This is a genomic window from Desulfitobacterium sp. (assembly GCF_982384815.1).
This window is the reverse complement of the sequence record NZ_CEVWNY010000029.1, coordinates 21,055-29,723: the sequence shown is the minus strand read 5'-3', so window position 1 is coordinate 29,723 and position 8,669 is coordinate 21,055. Positions and strand designations below refer to the sequence as shown.

Here is an 8,669-nt window from a genome sequence, read left to right as displayed (position 1 = left end):
GAAACAAGGAACCTGTCCCCCTGTTTCATGGGTGCGCAAATTTTTGCATTACTCCTGCTACCAGTTGGGCATCGATGGGCTTGGGAATACAACCGTTACAGCCGATTTCCATAGCTCTAGTAACGAATTCCGTTTCACTTAAAGCCGTGGTTAAGATCACTTTAATTGAGTCTTCAGATTTGATGCCCTTTTTCCTCTCAAAGTCGCGGATCGCTTTTAAAACCTTTACCCCATCCACTTTGGGCATCATAATATCCAAAAATAAAATACCGTAGGGTTTTCCCTCTTGCATGGCAATGGAGTAAGCGTCTAAAGTTTCCATACCATCTACCACCCGATCAACTTCACCATACCGGGATAGTAGTTGAGCAAGAATATTACTACTAACCGGATCATCCTCCGCAACGAGAATTTTCATTTCTGTGCCTCCTTTGTTGTGTCAATTGCCGAATTTATTTCCTTTTTAAAAAACTCCAGTTGTCGTTCGAAGTTGGATAGACTCTCCAGAGCTCCTTCATAATCACCGCGGCGTGCCGCCAGCTCAATTTTGAAAGCAAAAGCTCGTAAGCGATTGGCTTCAATAAGGGTGCAATTTCCTTTAATACGATGGGCAATATGCTCAACTGCGACAAAATCACCATTGCTTACAGCAATGCGCAGTTTTTCCAAATCATAGTCAACTTCAAGGAGCATCGAGTCTACATTCTCCAGGTCGGTGGGAGTATCCAAGCTGCCAAAATATACTCCGCTGTCGGTGATACAAGGGGTATTCTCAACAGATCCGGTCTTATTGGTGGAATACTGTCCTACCACCTTATCCAAGATCATATACAATTCGTCCATCATTATCGGTTTAGGTATATACTCATCCAGACCGGCGTTCAAAAACATCTCCCTATCACCTTTTAAGGCATAAGCCGTGATCGCAATTATCGGGGTGTGTTTTTGGCTGCCTTCTATTGCGCGGATTTTTCGAGTCACCTCGATTCCATCCATTCCCGGGAGCTGAATGTCCATAAGAATAGCGTCATAGAGATTTTGGGTATATAGTGACAAGGCCTCTTCTCCATCCATGGTCAGCTCAACAATATGCCCTTTTTTTTGAAGGATTTTAGTTACTACCATGGCATTGACGATATGATCCTCTACTAGTAGGAGGCGATAGGGCCCGGTGCCAAAGGCATTACCAGTAATCTCAGCTTTCTTAGCCGGGACAAGAGCATTCGTGGTAGCTTCATACTTATTAAACCTTACCGTAAAGTAAAAGGTACTTCCTTTACCCTTTTGGGTTTTGGCCCATATCCTTCCCCCCATCATCTTAACCAGCTGCTTGGAAATGGCTAAACCCAATCCGGTTCCGCCATATTGACGGGTGATGGAGCCATCCACTTGGCTAAATTGCTTAAAAAGCTTGCCCTGATCCTCTACGGCAATGCCAATACCCGTATCGGTAATGGCGAATTCCAATTCAATAAATTCCTTTTCGAGGGATAAAGGCTTGATTGCTAAAGTAACTTCCCCCTGCTCCGTAAATTTGATGGCATTATTCAAGAGATTATTCAAGATTTGCCGGAGGCGATTAGGATCGCCGTTAAAAAAAGACGGTAAATTTTCTGCCAGGGAATAGCTAAGAATTAAACCCTTTTGCTCTGCCTCTTGCTTATAGGTTTTTATAATCACCTCGATGAGTTGTCTTAAGTTGAAGCTGATGTTTTCAATTTCCATTTTACCCGCTTCTATTTTTGAGAAGTCTAAAATATCGTTAATTATTTTGAATAAAGAATACGCACTGCTTTTGGCCAACTTAAGGTTCTCCCTTTGGACATTATCCAAATTAGTTAATAGTGTCAAATCAATCATACCGATAATGCCATTGATAGGGGTACGAATCTCATGACTCATATTGGCAATGAACTCACTTTTGGCGCGATTAGCCGCCTCAGCCTGCTCCTTGGCTTTTTGCAGTTCCCTTTCCGCCTGTCGATTCTTAGCATCCGCCTGAATCCGTTCCGCAATATCCCGGGCTATGGAAAGGAGGACCCTTTGACCGTTCAAAATCATATAATGGGCCTTTACCTCAACAGGTACCTTAGCACCGTGTTTAGTTATTATCTCTCCTTCAAAGGTAAGAAAGCTCTGCTGTAGTTTTTTTTGGGAATCCTCATCAGCTAAATTGACATGACTTTTGACCCTCAATACTTGATGGCCTTGGCTGATTATCTCAGCCTTTGTCATGCCGGTGATCAAGCAGGCCATGTCATTCACTTCCAGGAGGCGGCCGATCTGCCCATTAGGCTCTGCTTCGTGAAGGAAAATACAATCGGTAATGCGCTCAAAAATCTCGTGAAATTTCTCCTCATTCTCTTTAAGGGTTACAGCCGCCCTATTCCGCCTTGAGATATCACGGATGAAACTAATAATGACCTTCTTCTCCCCAATGGTTACTTCACTGGAATTAATCTCAGCCAGAAACCTCGTTCCATCTTTGCGAATATGGACTGTCTGTTGCCGGGCCAAAACCGGTTCCACGCGAAGATCAAATATTGTAAGATTCAGTAATTCCTCACGGGTATAGCCATAGGCATTAATCGCCGCAGGATTAGCATCAATTATCTTACCCGCTTCATCAATATACAGGATAATGTCCTTGGCATACTGGAAGAGTGCCTGATACTTCTCGTCAGTTTTAAACATCATGATCGCCCCAACCATTTTAATGACTAGGATTTAGAAGAATCAAAAATGTAATTTAAGGCTTTAATAACGCATTCACGTAAGGGAAAAGTAAAATTGAGGTAACGCCATTTTAAAATGATCCTTTCCCCTGTCCCCATAATCAGATCCGTTAAGATTTCAATATCTGTGGAAGGAGCCATTTCACCTGCCTGAACAGATTTTTGAAGTAAAGAGCGAACCAGATTAGTACGATCTTCTGCGATCTTCATTACTCTTTCTTGAAGGTCTATTTCATGAACTATACACCCGTAGGCCAGATTTACAGCGGTGATCTCAGGGTAGTTCTCGTAGTAGGTAAGTAAGCCTTCATAGATGTGGATAAGCATTTCTTTCGGGGTGAGCCCTTTGCTCAAAGCCGACTCGACCAAGGCTTGGTCATATTGAGTGTAGTGATCGAGAACAGCTAATACTAAGTCATTTTTGGTTTTAAAATGCTTAAAGATCGTTGCCTCGGAAATTCCTTCTTTTTGAGCTAATGCCCTTGTCGATAAGCCCTGAAACCCTTTTTCATGAATTATTTCTATTGCCGATATTACCAAGGTTTCTTTACGATGGATCATAGATTTTTGCACACAATTCACCTCAGCAAGTAACTTTTCCAACAATCAACACTCGCTTGCCTTTCCCTATTATTTTGTACCTATAATTGCTAAATGTCAACAAAATATCCCAATATCTGGGTATTCGTTTAAACGGATAGGCAAGACTGCTTGCTCATAAACAGCCTTGCCTTCCCATTTCTTACTAAATTTTGAATTTCTGAATTGCAGTTTGCAACCCTTGAGCCAGATCCGCTAATCCTTCACTGGATGCGGCTATCTCTTCGATAGAAGCTGTCTGTTCCTCCACGGAGGCGGTTACTTCCTCAGTAGAAGCTGAATTTTCTTGGGCAATTGCCGAGAGATTCTCCATAGTCATTAGAATGGCATTCTTCATCTTCTCCATTTCGGCACTGGATACATTTAATTGCTCAACGGCTTTGATCGCTTCATCCATGGACTGGGCAATTAACAGGTATTTATCCTTACAATTATTAACGCTTGCTCCTTGTTCCTTGGATATGACAGATACCTTCTCCATAGTTTGAACAGCATTTTGTGAATTAGTTTGCAGTTCTTTTACCATTTCATCAATAGACTTGGTGGAAATAGAGGATTGTTCGGCCAGCTTGCGAATTTCCTCGGCAACCACTGAAAAACCACGACCGGCATCTCCGGCCCGCGCTGCTTCGATAGCCGCATTAAGTGCTAATAGATTGGTTTGCTCAGCTATGGAGGCTATAACATTGCTGGCTTGTTCAATCTTCTGGGAGCTTTCATTTGTTTTTAAAATTACGGTATAGATATCTTGGGTGGCTTCGTTGCTTTCCGAAGAGATTCGGGATAAATTGTCAATTTCTCTTAACCCTTCCTCAACCACAACGGCAACATTTTGGGATGCGGTGTTTAAGTTCTTAACTATTCCTTGGTCTTTTTCGATAACTTGACCAAGTAAGGCTGCTTTAGCCGAACCTTCTTCTGTGTTGCCGGCTTGATCCGATGCTCCCCTGGCTATTTCTGTTATGGCCTTGGCTACCTCTTCGGCAGCTGTAGCACTCTGCTGGGTGGTAGCAGTCAATTGTTGGGCCACGGCTGCAACTTGTTCCGTGGATCCCTTAACATCCCCGATAAACTCCCTCAGACTTTGAGTTATAACTTGTATTCCTTTAGCTAAGGTTCCGATTTCGTCCTTTCTACGCAGAAATTCCTCCGGTAAATCCTGAGAAACGTCCAACTTTGCAATTCTTTCCGAATGGCCTGTTACGCCAATAATAGGTTTAGCAATGGAGTTGCTGATTACAAAGACAAATAGAATGCTTAATAGCAAAATAACTACTCCGGCGATTAAGATGCTTTTTTGCAAAATAGAAATTGCTGCTAAAACTTCATCTTGACTGGCAGTAATGATAAAGTTCCAATCGCTGCCTTGAATAGGGGCATACCCTGCAAATAATTTTTGGCCATCATAGGAGTAGGCGCTGAACCCCTGCTTCTCGGCAATTATTTTTTGAAATAAAGCAGCTAAGGATGTCAGACTTTGGTCATCCTTGACCTCTTCGATAGGATTGAATTGGTTGAGCACTTTCGCTCTATCAGGGTGGGCGACCACAATGCCCTTACTGTTGATCATGTAGCCATAGCCATTTTGCCCGTATCCGGTATCATCAGCGATTATACTTAAGGCATCACCGTCTCTGCGGCCGATCAAGGCCCCGACTACTTTGCCGTCTCGCATGATTGGTGTAGCATACATAAGGACAAGGCTATTAGTGACCCGACTAATTAAAAGATCCGACACATTGGTTTCGCCGTTAAGAGCTTTTTTTACATAATCACGATCACCTAGCTGATTAGTGCTTCCATCTGAATAATTAACAGTTCCATCTAGTTGAACCACTCCGAGGTCAAGAAAATTGGTTTTTGGCACTTGCCTTTGCAAAATAGGCTGTTGAATTTGCCAATCCATAGTTTGAATGCCATCACTTAAAGCAATCATCTCCAGAGTCTTTTTTTGAGTCGTAATTCGACTTTCCGTTAACTTCGCGGCATCAGCCGCCAGCAAACCCAAAGACTTCTCCCCTTCCATTGTTAGGGCATCATCTGCCCGCTGCACGGAAATATATCCCAAGGCCGCTGATGATAAAAATACTAAGATGGAAAAAAAGATAATGAGTTTAGTTTTTATACTCTTCACATAAGTCCCCCCCGCTCTTTTTCGCGAGTAACCACTCGCTTATATCTAATTCCTATTATTTCTTACGACTGGGACGATGTCAATTTAATCCTAAATTCTCAGTCGGGTAACATTTCAGCAATTTTCGACAAAGAAATCGTAAAATATTGCTTATATATGTTAAGGGCAAAGCTACTGTAAGTGTACCCTTGCCCGATCTTAAATCACCTCATTTGCACCGCTCCAAAAACATTTCTATCTCTTTGGGTGGCAAAGGTTTGCTAACCAGATATCCTTGTCCCAATTGACACCCTAACTCTGCCAAATAACGCAATTGTTCACGGGTCTCAATCCCTTCTGCCACTACAGTTAAATCCAAACTCCTTGCCATGGCGATTATCGACTTAACCAAACTTTGTCGCTTGGAGATATGTACCAAATCATCGATAAACACCTTGTCTATCTTTAACTTATCCAGCTCAAAAATATCCAATTGACCAAGGGAGGAAAAGCCTGTCCCAAAATCGTCCATAGAAATTTTAATGCCGGATTTCTTAAGCCTCTTTAGATTCTTAACAATTATGTCGAGCTCCCCCGATGATACACTTTCGGTTATTTCTAATTCGATCCGGTCTGAATTTACCTTGTATTTATCTAAGATAGCTATTACCCTTTGGGCAAAGCCAATTTGTTCGAGTTGCTTTACCGATATGTTAACGGATACCGGTACAATTTCATAATCTCTACCAAGCCACTCAGTGATTTGTTTGCATACCTGTTCTAAAACCCATTCGCCAATGGCAATAATTAGTCCGGTTTTTTCGGCTATGGGGATAAATCTACCTGGTGATACATTTCCCATGGTCGGACTTTCCCACCTAAGGAGGGCTTCCGCACCGACAATACTATTAGGAAGTTTGATATCAAAGATTGGTTGATAGTATACTTTCAGCTCGTTATTAGCTATTGCATTGAATAAATAATTCGCTAGTAGAAATCTCTCTTCAATCTCATTAGACATTTTTCTGGAAAAGAAACAAATTTTATCACCGATTTGGTCTTTTGCTTTATACATGGCGATATCCGCATACCTGATCAATGTTTCTCCATCGATTCCATCCTTAGGGAATCTACTAATGCCAATATTGGCACTAACATTAAGTATTGTGTTTTCAATTACAAATGGCTGTCTAATTTTATCTAATAAAGTTTGGGCTCTGCTCTTTAATTCATCCTCAGTGTGACAGCATCTGCATTGAATTACAAAGTCATCCCCACTAAATCTTGATAAAAGACAGTCTTCATCCATGCAGGTTAGAAGTCTTCTAGAAACTTCCATTAACAACTTATCGCCCACCTGGTGACCAAGGGAATCATTAATCTCTTTAAACCCATCGATGTCTATATAGATAATTGAGAATTCGTTAGGTTTTCTGTCCTTGACTTGTATGTCTCTATCGACCATCTCTGAAAAATAACTGCGGTTAAACAATCCGGTTAAGGGATCTTTTTGCTGTAAATTGCTCATTCTGCGATGAATCTTCTTCCTCTCGGTAAGATCCGTAAAAATCCCCACATAATGTGTTGTATTCTGAAAGTTATCCTTGATGCTGGTAATGGTCAGCCATTCAGAATATATATCGCCATTTTTACTTTTGTTCCATATTTCTCCTCTCCATGTGCCTTTTTCGCTTAGCTGTTTCCACATATTCTGATAAAAGGAATCATCATGGATACCCGATTTTAAAATGTTTGTTCTCATACCCATGGTTTCTGCTTCTGAATAGCCCGTAATTTCACTAAAGGCATTATTAACCCACTCAATATAGCCATTGGTGTCAGTAATAAGAACACCCTCGGAGTTATTCTCCAGTATCTTTTTAAATAAATGCAATTGCTTTTCATAAGACTTTTTACCCGAAATATTAATATATATGATATACACGCCAATAATTGAATGATGATTAATTACCGGATAACCCAGGGCCTCCACCTCAACCAAACTACCGTCTTTGCGTTTTCTTATTACCTCCTGCTTCACTATTTGGCCCTGGTAAATCAACTGAATGCTGTTATCTATTTCACTTGAAGCTTGGTCTGGTGAAAGCAAATTGCCTAAGGTTTTTCCCTTTGCTTCCTCAAATTCATACTGAAAAAGATCAGTAAAGTTTGTATTGATATTAACGATTTTTTGATCTTTGTCTAAAATGGCAACAGCGAAAGGAGTATCAAAAAACAAGGAATCAAACATTAATTTCTGATTTATTTTATCCGATACATCATCAATGATCGAAAAAAGCAACTTTCCTTGGGGAGTCTCGATCGGAAAACTACATACTTCCACCTCCCGCAGCTCTCCACTTGCTAAGCGATGAATAAATTGAAAATAGTTTCTTTGCTCTGCTCCCGCCCGGAGCATTTCTTCTTCTATCTGATCCGGACTAAAGATGTTAATATCTTGAATCTGCATGTTCAATAACTTCTTTAGTGGATAACCGTAATATTTATAAGCCGCTTGGTTAGCCTTCCTAATATTACCGGTATCCGGATCAATTAGCATCATTACTCTGTTATGATTCTCAAACAGCATATCATTAAGGTAGTTCTTCTCGTTTAATTGGTGCTTGAGCAGGCCAATTTCATCACTGTCTATGATAAGTGCATAAATAATACCATTCTTATTGACCAGCTTGACTTTGGCTAAAAACTCTTCACCATTCACTCTTGTATGTATCCAACAAAAAAGAAATTCTTCCTTATTATTCAGTAAATTATCAAGAATTTGCCGGCCTAATACTATTGAAGAACTTCCATCGGGTTGTTTCTCCGGTGATAACTCATAGGGTCTTAAGCCAATTAACTCGGTTTTGGTTTCGTAGCCGAATATTTCTACAGCCGCATCATTACAATCAATAATAAGGTCATCCTTTATGACATAAAGGGCACATGGAAATATATCGATCAATTTCTCGTGATCAAATTCAAAATCCTTATTTTTACTTTCCACTGTACGCTCCCCCTGAATTGTACCTATTAAAGCCTTTAATTTACTCAACAAGCCTATGCCATAGACCATTAATGCATAATAATGGCATATTGGCTGGATTTTTGATGAGTGACTTAAATCTATAAGCGGGTGGGTAACCACTCGCTCGCTTTACCTAGTTGTTATTATTTATCACAATATCCAATCTGTCAATCTAAAAACAAGTTGTCAGATA

5 protein-coding genes are annotated in these 8,669 nt (G+C 40.7%); all 5 read right to left on the bottom strand.

Annotation, left to right across the window (positions count from 1 at the left end; translation table 11 throughout):
- Positions 1-25 precede the first annotated feature (25 nt).
- A complete protein-coding gene (locus tag AC1U9U_RS06725; protein WP_479959785.1) occupies positions 26-418 on the bottom strand; it encodes a response regulator in 393 nt (130 codons plus the stop codon).
- Positions 415-2,694, bottom strand: a complete 2,280-nt coding sequence (locus AC1U9U_RS06720) for a PAS domain-containing hybrid sensor histidine kinase/response regulator (protein WP_479959784.1) — start codon at positions 2,692-2,694, stop codon at positions 415-417. Before AC1U9U_RS06720 ends, AC1U9U_RS06725 begins: the two co-directional genes overlap by 4 nt.
- Before the next feature lie 26 nt (positions 2,695-2,720).
- Positions 2,721-3,296: a TetR/AcrR family transcriptional regulator gene (locus AC1U9U_RS06715; RefSeq protein ID WP_479959783.1), complete on the bottom strand. Its 576-nt coding sequence runs from the start codon at positions 3,294-3,296 to the stop codon at positions 2,721-2,723.
- Positions 3,297-3,480: 184 nt separating this feature from the next.
- Entirely contained in the window at positions 3,481-5,469 is a 1,989-nt protein-coding gene (locus AC1U9U_RS06710) for a methyl-accepting chemotaxis protein (protein ID WP_479959782.1), read from the bottom strand.
- A 208-nt stretch (positions 5,470-5,677) separates the two neighbouring features.
- Positions 5,678-8,455, bottom strand: coding sequence for a sensor domain-containing protein (locus AC1U9U_RS06705; protein ID WP_479959781.1), 2,778 nt, complete (start codon positions 8,453-8,455; stop codon positions 5,678-5,680).
- Positions 8,456-8,669: the final 214 nt, after the last annotated feature.

Coding starts and splice junctions, on each gene's coding strand:
- AC1U9U_RS06715 (WP_479959783.1), bottom strand. CDS start 3,296: ATGATCCATCGTAAAGAAACCTTGGTAATATCGGCAATAGAAATAATT.
- AC1U9U_RS06720 (WP_479959784.1), bottom strand. CDS start 2,694: ATGTTTAAAACTGACGAGAAGTATCAGGCACTCTTCCAGTATGCCAAG.
- AC1U9U_RS06725 (WP_479959785.1), bottom strand. CDS start 418: ATGAAAATTCTCGTTGCGGAGGATGATCCGGTTAGTAGTAATATTCTT.